The organism is Streptomyces sp. NPDC004721 (genome assembly GCF_053601495.1).
Map to the genome: position 1 here is coordinate 90,403 of NZ_JBSGBZ010000025.1, position 21,221 is coordinate 111,623.

The following is a 21,221-nucleotide window of genomic DNA, read 5'->3' on the forward strand; positions in this document are numbered from 1 at the left end:
ACGCCGAAGGAGGACGGGAACAGGGAGATGAAGAAAAGGGGAGGGTGAAGGTGGAGCGGGAGGCGGGTGTCGCCGGTGAGCGACGAAGCCGGCGCGGGCGCGGGTGACCGGTGGGCCGGTCAGGCGCCGAGGGTGGCGGTGGCCTCCGCGGCTCCGGCGGTGACGAGTTCGGCGAGCCGGTCGACGCCCGCGTCGATGCGGTGCGCGGGACCGATGACGGTCAGGGACGCGGCGATCGTGCCGGCCTGGAAGACGGGCGCGGAGACGGCGGAGACGGCCTCGTCGTACTCGCCGTGGCTGACGCTGTAGCCGCGCTCGCGTACACCGGCGTAGCAGGCGAGCAGGGCGTCGAGGTCGGTGATGGTGTGCTCGTTGAAGCGCTGGAGCGGGGTGGCTCCGAAGGTCTTCTGGATCTCCGCCTCGGGGTAGTGGGCGAAGATCGCGTGTCCGGACGCTCCGGCATGGCCGGGGATGAGGGCGCCCACGATCGCGGTGTAGCGGACCGGTCCCGTACCGTCGACGGCCGCGGCACAACGGTACCCGCCCCCGTTGGGGACGTTGAGGACGACGCTCTCCCCGGTCTCGCGCAGGATACGGGCGAGGATCGGCCGGACCAGCGAGGGCAGGACCCCACTGTGTTCGCCCACCCGGGCCAGCCGGTGCACGGACGGCCCGAGACGGTAGCGGCGCGTGATCGTGTCGCAGGTGAGGAACCCGCGCGCGGTGAGCGTGGTGAGCAGCCGCTGGGCGACCGCCTTGTCCCAGCCGTGGTGGCGGGCGATCTCGCTGACGCCCCACTCGGGCCGCCGCTCGGTGAACGAGAGCAGGGCTACCAGGGCGCGGTCGGCGCTCTGCAGCACCCCGCGAGGCGCTGGTGTACCCGGTTCGTCGGTCGGCTCGGCCATGAGACTCCTCGATCATGTGGTGCCCCGCACCGGGCGACTCAGCCGCCCTCCGGTGCGCTCGGCGCAACGCCGTGGCGCTGAGCGGCCAGAAACTATCCGCTGGCCGGGTGGAGGTGTCAAGGGTTCCAGGCGCACTTTTCCGCGCGAGCCGGCACGGAATTGAACTAGTTGTTTAAAACGTCCTGTTGACTTCCCGGTGCATGCTGCCCCATCCTCGTCTCATGTCGTCGACTTCTGATCAGCACGCAGACCCCTTCACGCCTCCGCAGCCGGAGCAGGCGCGGGCGCAGCGCGTCTACGCGTCCCTGTTCCGTATCGCCGAGCGGCACGCGGCCACCGACGAGCAACGCCGGCGACAGGTACATCCCTCGGTCATCGCGCCGCACGAGGCCGTCAGACTCGTGTCGTTCCTGCTCAGCGGGGCGGCACAGCCGGATGACGGCGAGCCGGAGGTGGATCGCGCCGACATCACGGCCGCGTTGAGTCTCGTCCCGCTGGTTCGCGGGGAAATGGACGAACTGGAGACCGGACTGCTCCAGATGGCACGAGGCCGTGGCATGACCTGGCAGGAGATCGCCTTCGGGCTCGGGCTGGGCACCCCGCAGGCGGCCAGGCAGCGGTATGAGCGACTGGCCGCCCGTGCCGCAGCCGACGCGGAGGACCCGGAGTAGAGGAGCCGGCCTCGGGGCTGCCCGGCCCGTTTCCTCGGGTCTGCCGACTCCGCGTCGGGCGGCAGTGGTTCAGCGCACGACGAGCGTGGCCTATTCGGCGGGTTCGGACTGGGCCTCGGTCTTGGAGGCTGCCGTGGGCTCCGGCGGGTTGGGAGCGGTGTAGAAGACGGACGTGCCCTGCTTGCTGCGCTGAGCCTGGCTCCTGGCCACAAGGTTTTCGAGAGTGGTGCGTACGACGGTGGTTTTGATGTCGCGGTCGGCGTGTGCCTGGCCGAGTGCCGTGGCGATTTCCGCGGCGGAGCGCGGCTCGCTCTGCTCGGTCAGGTGGCGGCGGACGAGTTCGGCCAGCGTGGGTTGTGCCTTCTTCGCGGCAGCGTCGTTCTTGGGCGCGGGGCTTTTGGCGGATTGCTTCTTGACCGTGGGCTGTTTCGCGGTCGCCGTCTTCGCCTTCTTGCCAGGCTCGGCAGTGGTCTTCTTCCGGGGAGAGGGCACGGAGGCGCTGGCGGTGGTCGCGGGCTCGGGGGCCGTTGCCGCGATACCGAGTGCCTGCTGCATGCTCACCAGCAGGGTGTGGTCGTGCTGAAGGGCGGCCAACTGGGACTGCAACGCCGTGATTTCCGCCGTGATGCGTTCCTGCTCCTTGACGTTGCGCTCAAGGTCGCTGGTTACCTGGTTGATGTACTGCGACGTCAACTCGGTGGACGGAGCCGTAGTTTCGGGCATCCTTCTCTCCTCGCTTCGTGCCGGGCGAAACCTGCGTGCCAGGTACAGAGAGTCAGGCGGCAGGTAGTCCGGCTGTGGGGGTCTGGCCCAGTGATGATAGGCCGGGTATATCAGTCGCTGACTGACCACTTCGGCAAGTATGGCGTTCAACCCCCGCCGCGCGAGCGGATTCACGCTCAAGTGGAGGCGATTACCCCCACTCCGTCAGTAGTTGGCGAGAAGATCGACGGGCGACACGGACAACTCCAGATCCTCGGAGGAGGCCAAGAGCCCGTCATTCTCCACTTGGAGGGTGACGGGAAACTCCTTCTGCGCGGTTCGGCGGCGGAGTTCCTCATGGGCGCCCTCGCTGATTTCCTCATCGGCGTCCTTCCCGCGCTCATCCACCTGGTGGACCCCGACCAGTGCCTGACAGCCGACGGACCGGCCGGGGACGGCAGTCAGACTTCAAAGAGGGCTTCCGAGCGACATCAACACAGGCCGGGTGGCCGGGTCACGCTGCCGTGACCCGGCCACCCGGCCCGACCGTTCCGGGACGGCGCCGCTCCCCCGCGGTGGCGCCCCACCCCGTGCTCAAGCGGCCGCCGGCCGCTCCGCGAGCAGATATCGCGTCCAGGGCCGCACGTCGGCGAACCTGGGCTCGGTGAACCCGACGGCACGGAGCACGTCCGCGTACTGCCGCACGTCGGCGGCGGACATGGGATCCTCCGTGACTTCCCCGTGCGCGACACCGTGGACCATCATCCCGGCGATGGCGCGGGTCACCCGGGGAGCCACCGGGCCGCTCGGGAAGGCGTCCGCGATCAGCAGCCGCCCGCCGGGCCGCAGCACGCGGTACATCTGCGCCAGCGCGGTCTTCCGGTGCCCCTCGGGGATGTGGTGCATCGCGAACGTCGAGGTGACCACGTCGAACTCACCGTCGGGCAGGTCCAGGTACTGCGCGGCCGCGAGGACGAAGCGGCAGTTGGCGGACCGGCCCGCGTGCCGGGTCGCGTACTCGACCATCGGTGCCGAGGGGTCGACGCCGACCACCCGGCCCCCGGGCCCCACCGCCTCCGCGAGCCGCCCGGCGAAGACCCCCGGGCCGCAGCCGACGTCGAGCACCCGGTCGCCGGGGCGGACGCCGCTCGCCGCCACCAGCGTGTTGTTCAGCGCGCCCCGGCGGCCGCCGAAGATCACCGTGACGAGCAGGTTGTACCGGCGCGCCCACGGGATGAGGAGGCCCGGCTGCTCCGGCTCCCGCACCCCGGTGTCGGCGGTGTCAACTCCGTGACTCTTCATGACCTGTTCTCCTTCCGATGCCCTTGCCGAACCGGCCGTCCGCGGTGTCGGCCGAGACGTCCTTCGATGATGGGCGGGGCCGGGGCCGCCGTCGTCGCCCTGGCGGCTGGACTGCCCGCTGCCGCACCGGGGCCACCCGGCCCGACGGCTACTCCGCCGGAAGTACGCAGGAAATGGCCCTACGAGGTGACGTATTGCCCCGCGCACCGGCGCTACCGTGCGGGGATGAGCATGCGGCTGAGCTTGCGCGGCTACGCGCGGGACGCGGTGACGGCGGGTGCCGTTGCCGTGATCTCGCTGGTCAGCTCAGTGGTGGCGGTCCCCGACCGCACCGGTCTCGACGCGCTCGGATACCTGCTGGTGCTGGTGGGGGGCCTCGCGCTCACCGCCAGGCACCGCTTCCCGGTCGCGGTCGTGGCCACCACGCTCGTCTGCCTGTTCGCCTACCATCTGCGCGGCTACCCGGGTGACGGGGCCGCCGCACCGGTTCTCGTGGCGATCTACACCGCCGTCCTCGCGGGCCACCGGCTGGTGACGGTCGTCCTGGGCGCGGGCGCGTTCGCCGCGGGCACGGTGGCGCTGACCCTCACGTCCTCCGGCGGCCAGTCCGCCCGGCAGATCGTCGAGGGACGGTTCCTGCTGGTCGGCTGGGTGGTGGCCGCGGTCATGGCGGCGGAGATGCGGCGCCAGTGGAACAGCAACCTCAGCCAGGCCGAGCAGCGCGCCGCGGACGCCGAGCGGCGGGCGGCCGACGCCGAGCGGCTCCGCGAGGAGACCGCACGCCGCCGCGCGGGGGAGGAACGGCTGCGGATCGCCCGCGAGTTGCACGACTCGCTCACCCACAGCATCTCCGTGATCAAGGTGCAGGCCGGAGTGGCCGTCCATCTGGCGCGAAAGCGCGGCGAGAGCGTGCCGGAGGCTCTGCTGGCCATCCAGGAGGCCGCGGGCGACGCGACCCGCGAACTCCGGGCGACCCTCGACGTGCTCCGCGCACCCGGCGAGGCCGTCCCCGGCCGGGCAGGCCCACCGGTCACCGGACTCGGCCTCCTGCCCGTGCTGGTGGAACGGACCAGTTCCACGGGCCTGCCCGCCACCGTCACGGTCGAGGGTGAACCGAAGGAGCTGCCACCCGAACTCGACCGGGCTGTCTACCGGGTCGTCCAGGAGGCCCTGACGAACACCGCCCGGCACGCCGGGGCCGCCTCCGCCTGGATCCGTCTCGACTTCCGGCCGGACGCGCTGGCCGTACACATCGACGACGACGGCAGGGCGACCCCCGCGGTACAGCCGGAACCGGGTACCGGCCTGACCGGTATGCGCGAGCGGGTCACGGGACTCGGCGGGCGGCTGCACGCCGGACCCCGGCCGGAGGGCGGGTTCACCGTCCGCGCTGAGTTCCCGCTGAACGGCACCGACCCCGGCGGCACACCATGATCCGGGTCCTGCTCGTCGACGACCAGCCGCTCATCCGCGGCGGCTTCCGCGCGCTCCTCGACGCGGAGGACGACATCGAGGTCGTCGCCGAGGCCGCGGACGGCGCGGCCGGAGCCGCGCTCGCCGCCGAGCACGTCCCCGACGTGGCTCTCGTCGACATCTCGATGCCGGTGGTGGACGGGATCGAGGCCACCCGCCGGATCGCCGCGAACCCGGCCCTGTCCGCCGTGCACGTGGTGATCCTGACGAACTACGGCGTCGACGAGTACGTCTACGGCGCGCTGCGCGCGGGTGCGAGCGGATTCCTCGTCAAGGACATCGAACCCGCCGACCTGCTCCAGGCGGTCCGGGTCGCCGCCCGGGGCGAGGCGCTGCTGTCCCCGGCCATCACCCGCAAGCTCATCGCCGAGTACACGTCCCGGCCCCTGTACCCGGGCTCGGGCACGCACCCCGGACTGGAGGCGCTGACCCGGCGGGAGCGCGAGGTCCTCGCCCTGGTCGGCCGAGGCCTCGGCAACGACGAGATCGCCGCCCACATGGTGATCAGCTCGTCCACGGTCAAGACCCACGTCAGCCGCACCATGACCAAGCTCGCCGCCCGCGACCGCGCCCAACTCGTCGTCGCCGCCTACGAGTCCGGCCTTGTCTCCCCTCGCGGCACAGCCCCTTAGCCGGAACGGCTCCTCACCGCCGGGGCGCGTGTGACGGATCCCGCACCGCGCCCCTTGCGGAAAGGGTGGCCCGCACCCTCACCAGGGCCGATCGTGGACGACATGAATGATCACCGCATGGCATCCGGTGAGGTCCGCCGTTTCTGGGGCCGGCTCGGTCTTCCCGGGCTGGTCGACGTCCACACGCACTTCATGCCCGAGCGTGTCCTGCACAAGGTCTGGGACTACTTCGACGGGCAGGGACCGCTGACCGGTGGGCTCGAGTGGCCGATCACCTACCGGAAGGAGGAGGCGGAGCGCACGGCCGTTCTGCGGGAGTTCGGCGTCCGGGCCTTCACCGCGATGCTCTACCCGCACAAGCCCGGCATGGCCCGGTGGCTGAACGGATGGGCGGCCGGCTTCGCCCGTCGCACGCCCGACTGCCTGCAGACCGCCACCCTGTACCCCGAGCCGGACGTCGAGGCATACGTCCGCGAGGCCGTCGAAGCGGGCGCGCGCGTGTTCAAGGCACATGTACAGGTGGGGGCCTACGACCCGGCCGACGAACTTCTCGAGCGGGCATGGGGGTTGCTCGCCGAGGCGCGGATCCCCGTGGTGATCCACTGCGGCTCCGGGCCCGCGCCCGGCAAGCACACCGGCCCCGAGCCGATCGCGCGGGTGCTGGCGCGGCACCCGAAACTGCGCCTGATCGTCGCGCACATGGGGATGCCCGAGTACGAGGACTTCCTCGGCCTCGCCGAGCGGTACGAGCACGTGCGGGTGGACACGACGATGGCGTTCACCGACTTCACCGAGGGATTCATGCCGTTCCCGAGCCGGGCCCTGCCCCGGCTCGCGGCGCTCGGCGACCGCGTCCTGCTCGGCTCCGACTTCCCCAACATCCCCTATCCCTACGTACATCAGCTCGACGCCCTGGAGCGGCTGGGGCTCGGACCGGAGTGGCTGCGGGCCGTGTGCCACGACAACGCGGCAGGACTGTTCGGGCTGTAACACGCAACCGAAGGCAACCTGCGAGCGTGTGCCCGCTGTACTCGTGCAGCGCCGTCCGCCAGGGCCGAACAGCCTGATATCGGGGCCGACCGGGCCCCTGCGCGTCCCAGCCGCCTTGACGATGATCAAGGGCATGGGGAGAAGGGAAAGCCACGAGTGATCGCTGTTGTAGGGCACGCCGATCTCAGCGCGTCGACGCTGGCTGTGCTGGAGGAGGAACTGCGTTCCCGTCTGGCCGCCTTCGCCCAGGCGGGAACGTCCGGGCTGGTGCGCGCCGGGAAGGGACTGCCGGTGGCGTTCGGGCGGGCCGCTCGGAAGGCGGGACTGGCCGTGGTGACGGTCCTGCCGTCCTGCAACGGGGTACCCGCGCATGTCGCCGAGCCGGACCGGAAGGCGGCCGGGGAACTCCTGCTGCTGTCCCAGCAGGTGCGGCTGGTGGAGTACGACCCCGGTGACCGCTCCTCGTGTGTGACGGCCGACGAGGGCTTGCTGCGCTCGTGCGCACGGGTGCTGGCCGTCTGGGACGGCTCCCCTTCCTCGGGGCGGGACGCGACGGCGCACCTGGTGGCCTATGCCCGCAGCCACGGTGTCGACGTCGAGGTGCTCTGGCCGCAGGGGGCGGAGCACGAGACCGTCCGCAGGGCGTAGCCCCGACCGCGACGCCCTACAGGCCGCCTTCCCGGGACCACCGTCGTCCGATGACCGTCACTGCGACGACTGCTTCCTCTCCGGCTGGTCCGCCCGCAGATCGGCGAGCAGCTCCGCCTGCCCCGCCAGCACACCCGACAGGATCGAGCGGGCCACCCGCATCAGCTCCGCCACCTCCAGGTTGGCCAGCGAGTAGTACACGTTCGACCCCTCCTTGCGGGTCCGCACCAGGTTCGCCCGCCGCAGCACCGCCAACTGCTGGGACAGGTGCGCCGGTTCGATCCCCACCTCGGGCAGCATCTCCGCGACCGCGTGCTCGCGCTCGCTCAGCAACTCCAGGACGCGGATACGGGCCGGGTGTCCGAGCGTCTTGAAGAACTCGGCCTTCAGTTGGTACAGGGGCGTACTCACCCTGCCGTCCCCTCCCCGGCACGGTACGACCGGAACGGCCGGCCCACTCGGCATCGCATCCACCTACTCGTCAAGAACATGCGCCCTATCCTCGCCTGTCCGGTCGCGTCACTGTCCAGCCGGTGCCGTCGGCTCGGCCGGCAGGACTCCGGCCAGGTGCAGGTGATCGCGGGCGGCGTGGATCGCCTCCGGCGTGTTGGCGTAGTCACGGCCCTCGTGCTGAAGCAGTTCCAAGGCGCCGACGGAGTCGAGTACCTGCCGCTGCTCGGGACGGATTCCGGAGGCCAGGACGACGATGCCGCGCCGGTTCAGCTTCTCCACCGCGTCCTTCAGGACGAGGGCGCCGGTGGCGTCCATCGTGGACACCCGCGACATCCGCAGGACGACGACCTTCACGTCCGCCACCTCGGTCAGCTCCAGCAGGAAGCGGTGCGCGGCGGCGAAGAACAGCGGACCGTCGATGCGGTAGGCGACGATGTGCTCGGCGAGCAGCTGGTGCTCCTCGTCGGTGTGGTCACCCCGGTCGAGGGACACCTGGTCGAAGCGGGCCTGCTTCGCCACGGCGCGCAGGGCGAGGGCACCGGCGGTCAACAGGCCGATGATCACCGCGTACACCAGGTCCAGAGCCAGCGTCGCGGCCGCTGTCAGGACGAGGATCACGGCGTCGGACCGGGTGGCGCGGGCCATCGCCTTCAGCGAGCCGACGTCGACCATGCGGATCGCGGTGGCCAGCAGCACGCCGGCCAGCGCCGCCAGCGGGATCTTCGACACCAGGGGTGCCGCCGCGAAGACGATCACCGCGAGGACGGCGGCGTGGGTGAGGGCGGCCAGCCGGGAGCGGGCACCGGTGCGGACGTTGACGGCGGTGCGTGCGATGGCTCCGGTGGCCGGGACGCCGCCGAACAGCGGGGCGGCGATGTTGGCCAGCCCCTGGCCAAGCAGCTCCCGGTCCGGGTCGTGACGCTGCCCCACCGTCATCGCGTCGGCGGCGGCCGCGGACATCAGCGACTCCAGCGCGGCCAGCGCGGCCACCGCCACGGCCGGGGCGAGCAGTGAGCTGAGCGAGCCTGGATCGAGGAAGGAGAGGGAAGGCGCGGGCAGTCCCGCGGGCAGGTCGCCGATCGGCTTCGCGTCCAGTCCGGCGACCTGGGCCACGACCGTGGCGGCGATCACGGCGACGATGGAGAACGGCACGGTGGGCCGCCACCGCGCACCGGCCAGCATGAGCACGACCACGCAGACCGCGAGTCCCACGGCGGTCCAGTCCGGCGCCTTCACGAACTCCTCGACCGCGTGCCAGGTGATGACGAGGACCTTGTCGCCCTCGGGTTTGGGCACGCCCAGCGCGTTCGGCACCTGCTGCAACCCGATCACTCCGGCGATGCCGAGCGTGAAGCCCTCGATCACGGGTGCCGGCACGTACTGCATATAGCGCCCGGCCCTGAACGCGGCGAGGACGACGAGCATCACGCCGGCCATCAGGCCCACCGTGAGAACGGCGGTCGGACCGTATTGACCGACGATCGGCACCAGGACCACGGTCATCGCCCCGGTCGGCCCCGACACCTGGAGATTCGACCCGCCGAACACGGCGGCCAGCGCGCCGGCCACCACCGCGGTCGCCAGACCTGCCTCGGCGCCGAGCCCGGAAGACACCCCGAAGCCGAGGGCGAGCGGCAGCGCCACGATCGCCACCGTCAGCCCGGCGAGCAGGTCACGGCGCGGATCACGCCGCATCTGGGACAGATCGGAGCGGGAGGGCAACGAGGAGGTGATCCGTTGGTACAGCGGAACCGACACGACCCCTCAACTTCCCCTCGCACAGCCCCACCGGGGCGACCCACACAGAAGCTGTGCCCCCGGCTACCTGGGGGCACAGCGAACACAGCATCTAAGCAATTGCGAAATTTAGCAATCCTGAAATCCCATTTGTGTTGTTTGTGCGGATAAGGGGTCGCCGTAGGTCGATGGAACACGTCAGCCCCACGCTCCGGGAGCCGAGCCGAGCCGAGCCGGCGGGAGACCGCCCCGTAGGCTTCTCCCGCCCACTTGGTTCCGGTGAGGGAGGGGGAGCGACCATGAACGCGGGCATACAGCGCGGCGCGATCGCCGCCGTACAGGTACTCGGTCTCGCCGTCTGGTTCTCCATGTCGGCGGTGGTTCCCACACTCCGTGGCGAGTGGGGGCTCGACTCCGCCGACGCCGTATGGCTGACCGCGTCGGTCCAACTCGGGTTTGTCACCGGCGCGCTCACGTCCGCCGTACTCACCCTCGCCGACCGCCTTCCACCCCAGCGCCTTCTCGCCGGCGGCGCCGCCGCGGCCGCCGTGTGCACAGTGCTGCTGGCCCTGTCGGTCGACCGGTTCGCCGCGGCCGTTCCGCTCCGCTTCGTCACCGGTGTGTGCCTGGCCGGTGTCTATCCGGTCGGCATGAAACTCATGGCTTCCTGGGCGCACGGCGCCGCACGCGGCAAGTCCATGGGGGTTCTCATCGCCGCCCTGACGCTCGGATCGACCCTTCCGCACCTCATCGCCGGCATCGGGTCACTGCCCTGGCGGGGCGTTCTCCTGGTCGCGTCGGCCGCCGGGCTCCTGGCCTCCTGCATCGCGCTGGCCTTCATCCGCGTCGGCCCCCATGCCGCCCCGGCCGCGCCCGCCCGCAACCCCCGCTACGCCCTCACCATGTTCACCCAGCGCGGCCCCCGCTCGGCCAACCTCGGCTACTTCGGGCACATGTGGGAACTCTACGCCCTGTGGACCTGGATCCCGGCCTTTCTCGCCGCCACGGACAGCGCCGGCCACCTCCCCGGATCGGTCGAGGTCACCGTGTTCCTCACCATGGGGATCGGCGGTGTCGTCGGCTGTCTGCTCGGCGGCTGGGGGGCCGACCGCTTCGGCCGCCCTCCCGCCGCCATCGCGGCCCTGGTCACCAGCGGTCTGTGCTGTCTGCTCTCACCGCTGCTCGTCCACTCCCCGTCGGCCCTCGTGGTCGCGTTCTGCGTCCTCTGGGGCGCCGCCGTGATCGCCGACTCCGGAGTGTTCTCCACCGCCCTCAGCGAGGTCGCCGACTCCCGCTACATCGGTACGGCCCTCACGGCCCAGACAGCGATCGGGTTCGCCCTCACCGTCGTCAGCATCCAGCTGACCCCGCTCCTCGCCGACGCCGTCGGCTGGCGCTACGCGTTCCTCCTCCTGGGTCCCGGCCCCCTGGCCGGCGCCCTCGCCATGCGCGCCCTGAGAACCGGAACCGGCTCCACCGAGCGTGCGGGACGAGGGCGTACCGCCCTTCGGCTCTGATCACCGCGCCCCAGGCACCCGAGCACTGGCCGGGCTCACTCCTCCAGGTTCAACGTCCGCACCGGGCGGCGGAAGCCGCCCGTGCGGAGGGTGAGGATCCCCACGCCCACCAGCGCCCAGACGACGCCCACGACCTTGGCCGGGGTGTCCAGGCTGACCCACAGGGCCGCGTTTACCACGAACCCGAGGGCGGGCAGCACCAGTTGCAGCACGGCGGCGACCGCTCCACGGGCCTCCGCCCGTCCGGCGCGCCGGTCGCGCACCCAGAACCCGATCACCGCCAGGTTCACCGCGGCGAAGGCGACGTAGGCGCCGAAGTTGATCAGGGACGCGGCGCTGCCGAGGTCCAGGAAGACGGCGGAGGCGGCGATGAGACCCACGACGAGCACGTTGAGGGCGGGGACGCCGGTGCGCGGATCGACCCGTCCGAAGACCGCGCGCGGCAGCATGCCGTCACGGCCCATGGCGAACAGCAGTCGTGCCGCGCTCATCTGCTGGGTCAGACCGCACCCGAGCACCGCGGTGAGGTAGCCCCCCACGAACACCGCCTGGAACGCGGCACCGCCGATGTACTTGGCGATCTCCGGCGAGGCGCCCACGATGTTGCCCACGGCCGAGACGTCCGGGAAGAGCGTCTGCATGGCGTAGGTGATGGCCAGGAAGAACACCCCGGCCGCGGCCACGATGAGCAGGATGGCCCGCGGGATGTCCCTGCGCGGGTGTTCGGCCTCCTCGGAGAGGGTGGAGACGGCGTCGAAGCCCAGGAACGACAGGGCCAGCAGCGAGGCGCCGCTGAGCAGGGCGGGCAGCGGCACCGAGGCCGGGTCCCAGCCGGTGGTCCCGAAGGACTCGCCATGGGTGGAGATGGCACGCACGGCGAACACCAGGAACGCGATGGCCACGCCGGCCTGGATGACCACGAGTGCCACGTTCACCTTGGCGGCCAGCTTCACGCCCACCAGGTTCAGTGCCGTGCAGACCACCACGGTGGAGAGCACCCACACCCACGCCGGGACGCCGGGCAGCACGGCGCCCATGTAGATCGCCGCCAGCAGGGCATTGAGCATGGGCAGCAGCACGTAGTCCAGCGTGGCGGACCAGCCCACCAGGAAGCCCACGGGCGCCCCGAGCGACTTGCCGGCGTAGGTGTAGACGGATCCGGCGGAGGTGATGCGGCGGGCCATCCGCGCGTAGCTGAGCGCGGTGAGCCCCACCGCGACGAGTACGGCCAGGTAGGCCAGCGGCACATGGCCATCCGTCGCTTCGGAGACCAGACCGAAGGTGTCGAACACCGCCAGCGGCGCCATGAAGGCCAGGCCGAGGAAGACGATGTGGCGCAGCTTCAGGCTGCGGCGCAACTGTGCGCCGCCCTGGGCCGCCTGGCCCCGGTCGCCGTCGGCGACGGTCGCGGTGCCCTGCCCGATACCCGAGCGCTTCGCCGCGGTCTGTGTGGCGGTGCCCTCGGCGGCGCCTGAGGGAAGGCTGCTGTCAGACATGGGCGTGACCGCCTTCGGCGTGGGTGGAGCAGGAGGTGAGCGCACCGTAGTGGCCGGCGGTGGCGCGTGCCGTGGCGGCCTCGTGGACCACCTCACCGCCCACCCAGGTGACCTCGGCCCGCTGCTGGAGCAGCGCCGCCGGGTCCGGTTCGAGCGCGTAGAGGTCCTCGGACCATGCGACGAGGTCCGCCTTGGCGCCCTCGCGGATGACGCCGTACTCGTCCTCGCGGTGCCAGGCCCAGGCGCCCTCGGCCGTGTAGCCGCGCAACGTGTCGTCGAGCCCCAGGCGCTCCGCCGGGGTCCAGGCGTCCTTGCCGTCGAGCCCGGCCCGGGTGAGGGCCGAGTAGAACCCGATCAGGGGGTCCATCTCTCCCACCTGCCAGTCGCTGGAGAGGGCCACATGGGCACCGGAGGCCATGAGTGAACGCATGCGCCAGGCGCGATCCCAGCGGGCCTCGCCGATGTTCTCCATCCAGGTGCCGGCCACGAGGTCCGGGGAGCAGTGGCGCGGCTGCATGGCGGCGGTGACGCCGAGCTGGGCGAAGCGCGGCAGGTCCTCCGGGGCGAGGCACTCGACGTGCACGATCCCGTGGCGGCGGTCGCGTGTGCCGTTGGTGCGCGCGGCGTGCTCGATCGCGTCCAGGGCCAGGCGGATGCCGCCGTCGCCCGTCGCGTGGGTGTGGGTCTGGAAGCCGAGGCGGTCCAGTTCCGTGACGACCTGGGTGAGTTCGCCGAGCGGTGCGGAGGGGTGGCCGCGGTGCCCTGGCCGGTTGGCGTAGTCGTCGAGCATCCAGGCGTTGTGGGGCTCGATCACGTCGTCGGCGTAGAGCTTGACCGGGCCGAACGTCAGGCGGTCACCGTTCGGGGCGGCGTCGGCCGCCGCGCGCAGTTGCTGCCGGAACGCGCCGTCGGACCCCATGGGGTGGAAGAGCGCCGCGATGACGCGGGAGCTGAGGCGTCCCTCGTCCCGGGCACGCTGGAACAGGTCGATCTCGGCGAGCGGGACCTGCGGTTCCACCACGGTGGTGATGCCGGCGGCGGTGGCCATCTCGAGGCTGCCCAGCAGCTTGCGGTAGCGCCGCTGCGGCGAGTACATGGGGATGTCGCGCTGGAGGCCGGCCAGGCCCGCCGTCGTCATGGCGCTCGTGTAGAAGTCGGTGACCCAGCCGGTGGCGCGGCCGTCGGCGTCGCGCTCCGGGCGGCCCCAGGGGATGTCGCCGCCGTCGTCCAGGCGCAGCGCGCGGATGGCGGCGTCGTTGAGCCACACCGAGTGCTGGTCGTAGGTGGTGACGAAGACGGGGCGGGAGGTGATGCCGGCCAGGTCGCGGGCTTGGGGGCGGCGGCCATGGACCACCGAGTACACGGCGTTCTCGGCGCAGATCCACGTCAAGTCCGCACGTGCCTCAGCGAGTTCGGTGATACGGCGGCGGACCTCCTCGAGGGTCTCGGCGCCTTCGAGGCTGACGGCGTCGGGGTCGAAGCCGAGCAGCAGGTGGTTGTGGCTGTCGATGATGCCCGGAGTGAGGAGGCCTCCGTCCAGGCGGCGGTGCTCGCGGGCCGCCGGGGCCTCCGCCTCGTCGCCCACGAAGGCGATGCGCCCGCCGGTGATGCCGACGGCGCCGGCCCACGGGCGGGCGTCGTCGAACGTGCGCACACGGGCGCCGGTGATCAGGGTGTCCAGCATGGTCGTCCTTGGTTCTGAGCCGCGCCACGAACGCGCGGCGAACGTGCGCCGAGACGGCGCCCGCGTTTTTTGTCATCGGCGTCAAAGAATGGTTCGAGTCTCATGAGCGTCTCGGCTACTGTCAAGGGATGGCCCGCCGAAAAAATCAGGACGAACGCCGCGCCCACCTCATCCAGGCGGTCATCGACACGACCGGCGAGACCGGGCTGCGCTCCCTCTCCCTCGCGGACGTGGCACGCAAGGCGGGGCTGACCCGAGGGGCCGTCCTGTACTACTACGACGACCTCGACGCGCTGTTGAGCGAGGCCTATCGCGCGGGCATGGAACGCTTCTGCGACCGGCGGGACACGCTGCAGGACACGATCGAGAACCCGGCGCGACTCCTGGGGGAGACGATCCGCGCCGGGCTCCCGACGGGACCGGACGACGCGCTGATGCGTCTGCTGTACGAGTTCGACGTGCTGGCCGAGAGTTCCCCCCTGCACACCAAGCTGGTCGAGTCGATGTACGAGCGGCAACTGGCCACGTACCGGACCGTGCTGGAACGTGGCGTCGGCGCCGGGGCCTTCCACCTCATCCTGGACACGCCGACGGCGGCCCTGAACCTGGTGGCGCTGGAGGACGCCTACGGACTGCACATCGTGGCCGGCAACGGACAGATCAGCGTGCAGCGGGCCGTCGAGGCGATGTTCGACGCCGCGCGGGCGTTCGGCGCACCGGCTGCGTGAACGCCTCAATCGCTGTTACGCGCCGACTCGTTGGTGGGCCTTGGCCGTCATCCGGAAGCCGGTGCGGGGCGGGTGAGGTCCTCCACGCCGGGTGCTCCGGTGATGGCGGTCAGGGAGTGCTGTAGAGCGTTCGCCAGATGGCCTGCCTGTTCGCGGGTGTACCAGGCGCGGGGCTGGACGAGGTCCAGGCAGAGAGCCTTGTCGTGGTGGCTGACGAAGAGGGTGGGGACGCGGCCGGGCGGGATGGTGAGGACGTGCAGGCGCGTGGCGGTCAGGCCGGGCGGCAGCACGGGCGGAGTGCTGTAGTGGGCGACATTGCTGACGGCGAGGGTGACGGCCGCAGAGGCCAGCCGGCTCAGCATGTGCGCCGTGGCGCCCCGACCACACCCGGGCTCTGCCCGCGGGGGCCATGGTGATCTTCTTCACCGACGGACTCGTCGAACACCCCCAACACTCCATCGACGAGGGGCTGGACGCCCTGGCCGCACTCGCCACCACGTACGCGGACCAGCCGTTGGAGGACTTCGTGCGCACCCTCGCCGGCCACCACCCCAGCGACGGCCACGACGACATGGCCATCCTCGCCCTGCGCACCCCACCGCCCGCATGACCTGGCCGTGCCGGCGCCCACCCCCGAAGGGTGCGTCAGCTCGGCGTGGACCGGGCTGACGGCGCGCTGCCGGTCGACTCCCTGATCTCCAGCCGGGTCGGCAGCACCAGCGGCCGCCCCGCCACCGCGTCCGGCCCGTCCATGGCCTTGCGCAACTCCCGCGCGCCGAGGCTGCCCAGTTCGAACGAGGGGAGTTTCACCGTGGTCAGGGACGGTTGCACGATCCGGGACATCGGCTGGTCGTCGGCGCCGGCCACGGACACCTCCTCCGGAACCCCGACCCCGAGGTCACGCAGCGCCGCCAGCGCGCCGAACGCCTGTAGGTCGGAGCCGCACACCAGCGCGGTCACTCCGGAGTCGCGCCAGGAGGGCCAGTTGCCCGCCACGCTGTCGTAGGCCGCCGTCACGTCGATGGGGGAGCGCGCCACCTCGACGCCCACCTGCTCCGACGCCTTCCGGGCCTCGTCGGTGAACGCCCTGCGGCGTGCCTCCAGGGTCCGGGTCCGGGTGTCGATGTCGAGGTAGGCGAACCTCCGGTGGCCGAGGCCCGTCAGATGGCGGGCGAGTTCCCTGGCGCTGCCGCCGACGTCCAGGTTGACGCGCGGCAGGTCCTTCTGCCGCCCCGGGGAGTCGAGGATCACCACCGGGCACGACGGGTTCAGGGACGTCACCAGGTCGCTTTCGACCGTGGAGATGATCAGGCCGTCCACGCCCAGGTCGAGCAGCCGCCGGACGCTCTCCTGGCTGACCGTCTGGCCCAGGGCCGTGACCACGGTGAGCACCTGGTACTCCGGGCTCAGTTCGCTCAGCAGACCCATCTGCACACTGCTGAAGAACGGGGTCGCGACATCGGGCGCGACGTAACCGACGATGCCGGTCCGGCCGGTGGCGAGGCTGCGGCCCCGGCGGTCGATGCGGTATCCGAGCCGCTGAGCGGCCGCGTGGACCCTGTCCCGGGTGGCCTGGTTCGCCCTCCCGGAGTCCTTCCCGTTCAGGACCAGCGACACGATGGAGACCGACACCCCCGCCTCGGCGGCGACGTCGGCGCCCGTAACCCGGCGGCGTGCCACGAGTGCCACTCCCTTCCCGCCGGAGGCCGGCGACCAGCCCCTGCGAGCGCCGCGGCCCGGTCCGGCCGGGCTCGCCAGCGTCGATGATACGTTCCGCGGCTCCGGCGCCGGGGCCCGGTGAGCAGCACACGCCCGGCGGTGGCCGGTCCCGGCCACCGCCAGGCGTGCGCGCACACGAGGACCGAGGTCAGTCCACGATCCTCAGGGCCCGCTCCGGGCAGGCCTCGACGGAGTTCTGGGCCTCCTCCAGCAGTTCGGCCGGGATCTCGTCGACCAGGGCGACGGCGATGCCGTCCTCCCGGAGGTCGTAGATCTTCGGCCAGCCGAAGTAGCACAGGCCGTGCCCCTTGCAGAGGGCTTCGTCGACGTGCAGGCGTGGCATGGGTTTTCCTCCTACTGACTGCTGACGTGCTGTTGAGGTGCCGGCCGAGGGGTCAGCGCACGGACACGCGGACCGACTCCATGCCCCAGATGACGAAGGCGGAGTTGCGGCGCGGCTCCTCGACGAGCCCGAGGTCCGGGCACAGGTCCCGGATCGAGGTGAAGGTCTCCTCCAGCTCGATGCGGGCCAGCGGCGCGCCCAGGCAGGCGTGCACACCGCCGCCGAAGTTGACGTGGCGGGACGCGTTCACGCGGCCGACGTCGAGCACCTCCGGGTCGGTGAACAGGCGAGGGTCGCGGTTGGCCGCGCCGTACAGCATCGCGATCTTCGAGCCGAAGGGAATCCTCTGGCCGGCGATCTCGACGTCGTCGGCCAGCACCCAGCGCTCGAACAGCTGCAACGGGGGATCCCAGCGGATGACCTCCTCCACCGCCTGCCGCGGGGCCACCTCCTGGGAGGTCACCCGCGCCCACTGGCCGGGGTGGCGCAGCAGGGCGGTCATGCCGTTGCCGGTGGTGTTGACCGTGGCCTCGTGACCGGCGTTCAGCAGGACGATCACCGTGGACACGATCTCGTCGTCGGTGAGCTTCCTGCCCTCCTCCGTCTCGGCCTGGACCAGGGCGCTCACCAGGTCGTCGGAGGGCTGCCGGCGGCGCAGCGCGATGAGTTCGCGGACGCAGGCGATGAAGGCCGCGGCCGAGTCGTTGGCCTGCTTCGCCTGCTCCTCGGTGGTGTCGAGTTCGTACATCTTCACCATCGCGTGCGCCCAGTCCAGGAACAGCGGGGCCTGCTCCTGGTCGGCTCCGAGCAGTTCGCAGACGATCGACACCGAGTACGGCATCGCGTAGTCGTGCAGCAGGTCGAACTCGCCCTGCTCGACGAGGTCCGAGAGCAGCTTCCGGGAGCGAGCGCGGACCGCGTCGCGCATCTGCGTCACCCGGCGCGGAGTGAAGGCGGAGGACACCAGCGAGCGGATCCGGGTGTGGTCCGGCTGCTCCAGGTCCAGCAGGCTCCATCGCTCGGCCTGCCAGAAGTCGGCCCACCGGGCGTCGCGCGGCGCGACCCCCATCTCCTCGGGGGTGTACTTGTGGCTGAAGTTCCGGGTGAGGCGGGCGTCCCGCTGGCACGCGAACACGTCCTCGTGGCGCGTCACGAGCCAGAGTCCCAGCGACTCCGACCTGACGACGGGGGTGTTCTCCCGCAGGTGGTTCAGAACCGGGTAGGGGTCCTTCAGGAACTCGGGGTCGGTCGGATCGATAATCTGCGCGTCCTGCTGCGAACTGCCCATGGTTCTTCCTTTCAACGTCAACGCTCACCGGTGCGCCGGTGCGCCGGTGCACCGAACGCGGCTCCTCGGACTGCCTGCCGGCACTCCGCTCAGCCGTTGGGCGGCCCCAGCCGCTCGCACTCCTCCGAGATCCTTCTGCGCGAGAGCATCGCGTCCCTCGGGCGGTTGATCGTCGTCGCACCGGTCAGCCGGTCGCCGAACCGGTGCGTGACGAACAGGGCGCCGTCGCCGTCGTGTTCGACCTCGCTGTGCCCGCCCGCGAGGATGCGGCCGACGTGCTGGATCTTCATGTCCAGCTGGTCGGACCAGAAGTACGGCACATGGACGAACGGGGTCCGGGCCGCGCCCTCGCCGCGCAGCTCGCCCAGCAGGTTCGCGGCCGCCGCCGCACCCTGCTCGCGGGCGGTGCTCCAGTGCTCGACACGCATCCGGGCGCCGAAGGCAGGGTTGTGCCAGCGCGCCGCGTCACCGGCGGCGTAGACCAGGTCCGCCGAGGTCCGGCAGTAGACGTCGGCCTCGATACCGTCGCCCAGTTCCAGGCCCGATCCGGCCAGCCAGCCGGTGGCCGGGCGCACCCCCACACCGGCGACGACGATGTCCGCCTCGATCGCCCGGCCGTCGTCCAGGACGACGGTGGAGAACCGCCCGTCGCCCCTGACCTCCGAGACCGAACGCGATGTGAGCAGGGTGACTCCGCTGTCCCGGTGGGCGGCGCACACCCGCTCTGCGGCGACCTCGCCGATCGCCGGGGCGAGTGGCAGCGGAAGCAGCTCGACGACGGTGACCTCGAGCCCCAGCCGTACGGCGGTCGCGGCCACCTCGAGGCCGATGAAGCCGGCGCCGACGAGCACGATCGACCGGGCGGTCCGCAGCGATCCGCGCAGTACGAGCGCGTCTTCCAGGGTGCGCAGCCGGCGCACCCGGGCCTGCTCGTCGGGGAACGGCAGGGGCCTGGACTCCGTCCCCGGGGCCAGGACGACCCCGGACGCCCGCAGCTCCGATCCGTCGCTCAGCCGCAGCACCCGCTGTTCGGGGTCCAGCTCGGTCACCGACGTGCCCAGCGAGAGGGTGATCCCCAGCCGGGACCAGTTCGCGGTCGACTGGAACTGAAGCGCCGGGAGGTCGAGCCCGCCCTGGAGGACCTGCTTGGACAACGGCGGCCGGTCGTAGGGGAGTTGCGCCTCCGCCTCGATCAGCCGGATCTCCCCGTCAAAGCCCTTGGTCCGCAGCGCCTGCGCGGCCGCGGTGCCGGCGACGGAACCGCCGACGACGCATATAACCGGCCGATCACCCACGTGTTGCTCCAACTCGCCGGCCGACAAGCGCTCGACCGGCATCCCGTGACCCGCCCGGCAGCACTGAACAGACTTCTGACAAATGAGTGGGGCAAGGGCCGGAGAAGGCTCCCCGACTCATGCCCCCACGGGGAACCTACGTCCCGGCGGCAAGTTTAGTCAATCGTTTGACTTGGCACCGCGACGCGGGACGGGGCCTACGAGATGCTCACCGCATCTCATGGATGACGTTCTTGCTCAGCACGAAGTGCGCACCCTTCACGCCGTTGACCACCTGCGTCACCCGAAGGTCGCCGGCCACGCTGAGCAGGGAGTAGGACTCCCGCTGGGACAGCCCCCACCGGCGCCCCATCTCGTAGACGGTCTCCGCGGCGGCGATGCGGACCGCTTCGTCGAGGTTCTCGTGGAAGCCGTGCACCATCACCTCCGTGTCCGTCTCCAGCAGCGGTGTGCGGATGCGCAGGTTCTTGTGCAGGACGAACTGGAGCATCACGTTCAGATGCCCCTCGATCGCGGTTCCGGAGATTTCGCCGTCCCCTTCGGCGAAGTGGGTGTCGCCGGCCCAGAACAGCGCCGACGGAACCTGGACGGGATAGAACATGCGGGTCCCCGGAACGAAGCTGCGGTTGTCGACGTTGCCGCCGAACTCTCCCGGTGGCACCGTGTGGATCCGGCCGCTCTGGGCCAGCGCCACCCCGGCGGTGCCCATGTGGGGGCGCAACGGCACGCTGACGCCGCGCAGCGCGGACTGGCGGGCGACGGTGTGCGGCTCGATGAGCATGCCGGGGTACGGCGGCTCGTCGGCGTAGGGGTACGCGTACTGGAACAGGCCCTTGGCGGTGCCCTGTTGCCAGTCGGCCTCGTAGACCACCACGTGCTGGTGGGACTCCAGATCCATGGTCGTCGCGTGGCCGAGCGGGGCGCGTACCGGCCCGTACAGCAGTCCCCAGTTGGCCTGGAAGTTGACGCCGTAGGGCAGGCGCGGCTCGGCCTGGAGGAAACGGCACTCCAGGACGTCCCCGGGCTCGGCGTCGGTTACGGCGATGGGGCCGGTGACGATGTGCGGTCCAGGGCCCCGGTCGTTCTTGTCGATGTTCTCGTACACCTCTCGGACACCGTCGTCCAACATGAGGTCGGGTGCCTCGCCGGCGTGGTGGGTCAGGCACTCCATCGCCACGACGTCGCCGGACCGGATCGTCAGCGCCGGTTCAAGTGCGTTGTCGAAATAGCCCCATTGGCAGGTCTCGGGGGTGGCGGTCAGCTTGTGGTACACGCAGGTCTCCCGTCATCCGGTGATGTGGCACTCGTACGAGGAAACTGGTGTTGCTGCCTGCTGGCCGCCGTCCATACCAGGACGGCGGGGGACACCCTCGCGCTCTCCGTGGCCCCGGGCGTGGCCCATCTGCCTGTCGTAGTCGTGTGGTTGGCGCACGGATGGCGATCGTGGTGTCGACCACCGCAGTATTGCATACGATATGTTGTAGACCATAGAGCCTTGCAGTGGGCTGCGCAGGTGCGTCCGAGGTCACGGACCCGGCGGGCGCCGGTCGCTTGGTATACCATTTCTGTCATGGCTGTGACTTCGAGGCGGAGAACGTCCCCGACGCGCCGGCGCGTGCCCCTGAGCGCAAGCCCGTG

21 protein-coding genes and 1 pseudogene are annotated in these 21,221 nt (G+C 71.1%); 8 read left to right on the forward strand and 14 right to left on the reverse strand.

Annotated elements, in window-relative coordinates:
- Positions 1-119: 119 nt before the first annotated feature.
- On the reverse strand, positions 120-905 hold the full coding sequence (locus ACWEK3_RS23400; protein WP_453250520.1) for an IclR family transcriptional regulator: 786 nt from the start codon (positions 903-905) through the stop codon (positions 120-122).
- Positions 906-1,126: 221 nt separating this feature from the next.
- On the opposite strand from ACWEK3_RS23400, the gene ACWEK3_RS23405 reads away from it, so the two are divergent.
- The gene (locus ACWEK3_RS23405) at positions 1,127-1,576 is read left to right on the forward strand and encodes a DNA-binding protein (protein WP_361418466.1); all 450 of its coding nucleotides are present in this window, start codon (positions 1,127-1,129) and stop codon (positions 1,574-1,576) included.
- A gap of 90 nt (positions 1,577-1,666) precedes the next feature.
- Here ACWEK3_RS23405 and ACWEK3_RS23410 read toward each other — a convergent pair whose 3' ends face one another.
- The 3 genes from ACWEK3_RS23410 to ACWEK3_RS23420 all read right to left on the reverse strand — a co-directional run bounded on the left by ACWEK3_RS23410 (position 1,667) and on the right by ACWEK3_RS23420 (position 3,580).
- Positions 1,667-2,299 (reverse strand): hypothetical protein, encoded by a 633-nt coding sequence (locus ACWEK3_RS23410; protein WP_453250521.1) that lies wholly within the window; start codon positions 2,297-2,299, stop codon positions 1,667-1,669.
- Positions 2,300-2,503: 204 nt separating this feature from the next.
- On the reverse strand, positions 2,504-2,686 hold the full coding sequence (locus ACWEK3_RS23415) for a hypothetical protein (protein ID WP_450541806.1): 183 nt from the start codon (positions 2,684-2,686) through the stop codon (positions 2,504-2,506).
- Positions 2,687-2,872: 186 nt separating this feature from the next.
- The gene (locus ACWEK3_RS23420) at positions 2,873-3,580 is read right to left on the reverse strand and encodes a class I SAM-dependent methyltransferase (RefSeq protein ID WP_453250522.1); all 708 of its coding nucleotides are present in this window, start codon (positions 3,578-3,580) and stop codon (positions 2,873-2,875) included.
- 225 nt (positions 3,581-3,805) lie between these two features.
- Here ACWEK3_RS23420 and ACWEK3_RS23425 point away from each other — a divergent pair, with 225 nt between their 5' ends.
- From ACWEK3_RS23425 to ACWEK3_RS23440, 4 genes are all read left to right on the forward strand, one after another.
- A complete protein-coding gene (locus tag ACWEK3_RS23425) occupies positions 3,806-5,014 on the forward strand; it encodes a sensor histidine kinase (protein WP_450541802.1) in 1,209 nt (402 codons plus the stop codon).
- Positions 5,011-5,685, forward strand: a complete 675-nt coding sequence (locus ACWEK3_RS23430; RefSeq protein WP_450541800.1) for a response regulator — start codon at positions 5,011-5,013, stop codon at positions 5,683-5,685. The genes ACWEK3_RS23425 and ACWEK3_RS23430 overlap by 4 nt, the downstream gene beginning before the upstream one ends.
- Positions 5,686-5,802: 117 nt before the next feature.
- A complete protein-coding gene (locus ACWEK3_RS23435) occupies positions 5,803-6,675 on the forward strand; it encodes an amidohydrolase family protein (RefSeq protein ID WP_453250523.1) in 873 nt (290 codons plus the stop codon).
- 156 nt (positions 6,676-6,831) lie between these two features.
- Entirely contained in the window at positions 6,832-7,323 is a 492-nt protein-coding gene (locus ACWEK3_RS23440; protein ID WP_453250524.1) for a hypothetical protein, read from the forward strand.
- A 57-nt stretch (positions 7,324-7,380) separates the two neighbouring features.
- Here the strand turns inward: ACWEK3_RS23440 and ACWEK3_RS23445 are convergent, their stop codons facing one another.
- Both ACWEK3_RS23445 and ACWEK3_RS23450 read right to left on the reverse strand, forming a co-directional pair.
- Positions 7,381-7,734 carry an ArsR/SmtB family transcription factor gene (locus tag ACWEK3_RS23445; RefSeq protein ID WP_450541794.1) on the reverse strand — a complete coding sequence of 118 codons (354 nt, stop codon included), beginning with the start codon at positions 7,732-7,734 and terminating at the stop codon, positions 7,381-7,383.
- 108 nt (positions 7,735-7,842) lie between these two features.
- Positions 7,843-9,471 carry a SulP family inorganic anion transporter gene (locus ACWEK3_RS23450; RefSeq protein ID WP_453250540.1) on the reverse strand — a complete coding sequence of 543 codons (1,629 nt, stop codon included), beginning with the start codon at positions 9,469-9,471 and terminating at the stop codon, positions 7,843-7,845.
- Between the two features lie 341 nt (positions 9,472-9,812).
- Between ACWEK3_RS23450 and ACWEK3_RS23455 the strand changes: the two genes are divergently transcribed.
- Entirely contained in the window at positions 9,813-11,030 is a 1,218-nt protein-coding gene (locus tag ACWEK3_RS23455; protein WP_450541792.1) for an MFS transporter, read from the forward strand.
- A gap of 35 nt (positions 11,031-11,065) precedes the next feature.
- Here ACWEK3_RS23455 and ACWEK3_RS23460 read toward each other — a convergent pair whose 3' ends face one another.
- Together ACWEK3_RS23460 and ACWEK3_RS23465 are read right to left on the reverse strand one after the other, a co-directional pair.
- Positions 11,066-12,526 carry an APC family permease gene (locus ACWEK3_RS23460; RefSeq protein ID WP_390874759.1) on the reverse strand — a complete coding sequence of 487 codons (1,461 nt, stop codon included), beginning with the start codon at positions 12,524-12,526 and terminating at the stop codon, positions 11,066-11,068.
- Entirely contained in the window at positions 12,519-14,210 is a 1,692-nt protein-coding gene (locus ACWEK3_RS23465; protein ID WP_453250525.1) for an amidohydrolase, read from the reverse strand. Before ACWEK3_RS23465 ends, ACWEK3_RS23460 begins: the two co-directional genes overlap by 8 nt.
- Positions 14,211-14,338: 128 nt before the next feature.
- On the opposite strand from ACWEK3_RS23465, the gene ACWEK3_RS23470 reads away from it, so the two are divergent.
- Positions 14,339-14,938, forward strand: coding sequence for a TetR/AcrR family transcriptional regulator (locus tag ACWEK3_RS23470; protein WP_450541787.1), 600 nt, complete (start codon positions 14,339-14,341; stop codon positions 14,936-14,938).
- 47 nt (positions 14,939-14,985) lie between these two features.
- On the opposite strand, the gene ACWEK3_RS23475 is transcribed toward ACWEK3_RS23470, so the two are convergent.
- A complete protein-coding gene (locus tag ACWEK3_RS23475) occupies positions 14,986-15,300 on the reverse strand; it encodes a hypothetical protein (RefSeq protein ID WP_450541785.1) in 315 nt (104 codons plus the stop codon).
- 26 nt (positions 15,301-15,326) lie between these two features.
- Here ACWEK3_RS23475 and ACWEK3_RS23480 point away from each other — a divergent pair.
- A pseudogene (locus ACWEK3_RS23480) lies at positions 15,327-15,548 on the forward strand (SpoIIE family protein phosphatase); the annotation flags it as partial.
- A 35-nt stretch (positions 15,549-15,583) separates the two neighbouring features.
- Here ACWEK3_RS23480 and ACWEK3_RS23485 read toward each other — a convergent pair.
- The 5 genes from ACWEK3_RS23485 to ACWEK3_RS23505 all read right to left on the reverse strand — a co-directional run bounded on the left by ACWEK3_RS23485 (position 15,584) and on the right by ACWEK3_RS23505 (position 20,856).
- Positions 15,584-16,618, reverse strand: coding sequence for a LacI family DNA-binding transcriptional regulator (locus tag ACWEK3_RS23485; protein ID WP_453250526.1), 1,035 nt, complete (start codon positions 16,616-16,618; stop codon positions 15,584-15,586).
- 187 nt (positions 16,619-16,805) lie between these two features.
- The gene (locus ACWEK3_RS23490; RefSeq protein ID WP_453250527.1) at positions 16,806-17,000 is read right to left on the reverse strand and encodes a ferredoxin; all 195 of its coding nucleotides are present in this window, start codon (positions 16,998-17,000) and stop codon (positions 16,806-16,808) included.
- Between the two features lie 52 nt (positions 17,001-17,052).
- Positions 17,053-18,288, reverse strand: a complete 1,236-nt coding sequence (locus tag ACWEK3_RS23495) for a cytochrome P450 (RefSeq protein WP_453250528.1) — start codon at positions 18,286-18,288, stop codon at positions 17,053-17,055.
- Positions 18,289-18,377: 89 nt separating this feature from the next.
- Positions 18,378-19,583: an NAD(P)/FAD-dependent oxidoreductase gene (locus ACWEK3_RS23500; protein WP_453250529.1), complete on the reverse strand. Its 1,206-nt coding sequence runs from the start codon at positions 19,581-19,583 to the stop codon at positions 18,378-18,380.
- Positions 19,584-19,791: 208 nt separating this feature from the next.
- Positions 19,792-20,856, reverse strand: coding sequence for an acetamidase/formamidase family protein (locus tag ACWEK3_RS23505; protein WP_390726303.1), 1,065 nt, complete (start codon positions 20,854-20,856; stop codon positions 19,792-19,794).
- Positions 20,857-21,221 lie beyond the last annotated feature (365 nt).